The sequence below is a fragment of the Arthrobacter sp. Y3225116 genome (assembly GCF_059091245.1).
Genome location: NZ_JBNHGL010000462.1, coordinates 1 through 1086, shown reverse-complemented (window position 1 = coordinate 1086; position 1086 = coordinate 1). Strand labels below are relative to the sequence as shown.

Annotated in this window: 2 protein-coding genes; both read right to left on the bottom strand. The window is 69.6% G+C overall.

Annotated features, from left to right (window positions below):
• Positions 1-692: RDD family protein (locus AC5RV2_RS18300; RefSeq protein ID WP_494093509.1), on the bottom strand; the 692-nt coding region annotated here is incomplete at its 3' end.
• Positions 677-1086 (bottom strand): DUF4129 domain-containing protein (locus tag AC5RV2_RS18295; RefSeq protein WP_494093508.1); only part of this gene is annotated, 410 nt, incomplete at its 5' end. The genes AC5RV2_RS18295 and AC5RV2_RS18300, both read right to left, overlap by 16 nt.

Below are 1086 nucleotides of genomic sequence, written 5' to 3'. Positions count from 1 at the left end.
ACGGTTCTTGCAGACTGGCGGAGCCACGGAAAGAGTCCGCGGAATTTGTTTTCCTGCGTTGAATTTCCGTTGAGCAAATATCCGCCTGCGGGCCGGCGCGGGTCTTGTCCGTCAGGTGCCGCGCCGGCAAAGCCGGCGTGGACGTCCGTACCATCCGGGGCGAAGGCCGCCGACCCGTAGAGGCCGCCGGTGGTCAGCGGATCGCGGCCCTGTGCCACGTCGAGCACCAATGTCTTGGCCACCTTGTCGTGCCAGCCCTGCCGCTTGTGGTTGCGGTCCCAAACGTTGGAGACCACCACCACGACCGCGCCCACCGCCAACACCAGTCCGCCCACGGCGATGATCAGCCCGCGCAGGAAGATGGCTCCCCAGCCGGCCGCGTGGCCGTCCTCGTTCGCGGTCCGCAGGCCCAGCAGCACCTTGCCGGGAGTCTTGCCGGCGGTCGCTTCCCAGCCCCAGAGCCAGATGGTGTAGGCCAGCGACAGCACGGTCGCCAGCCCGATCCACAGGAACAGGCCGCCCAGCGACTCCGCGGCCGCGGAGGCGCTGCCCGAGGCCGCGGCCTCCATCACGGCCGGCACGCTGGCAGCGTAGGCCGCCAGCATCAGCACGGCCGGCGGAATCTTGTCGATCAGCCACGCCCCCAGCCGTTTGCCGACCGGGGCGCTGACCAGATTCAGTCTTGCTGCCACGTGCTGCTCCCGCCCTGTTCCGGCCGTTCGGCCTGTGAGTCTACTGTACGGATTCTAGTGGCGGCCGTTGTCCGCCGCCGCGCCAGCCGCCTCTTGGCGTCGGCAACCAGCGAGCGCGGCGTGTACTTTGCCCGCTGCCGCTGCCAGAAACTTAGCGAGTCCTTCATTTTCGCCAGCGAGTCGTCCACCTGGTCCCAGTACTGCTGCACCTGCACCTCCGTCGGTTCGGCTGCCCCGAAGATCGCCGCGTCGGCCCGGTGCGCCAGGAGGGTGGTGGAGTCCGCGGTGGCCGGGAACTGCCCGGCCAGCTCGGCCGCGTGCTCACGCCGGGTGGCGTTGGCGGGGGCGCTCGCTCCCATATCGGTGGCCAGGGACATCACCTCGCGCCAGCCGC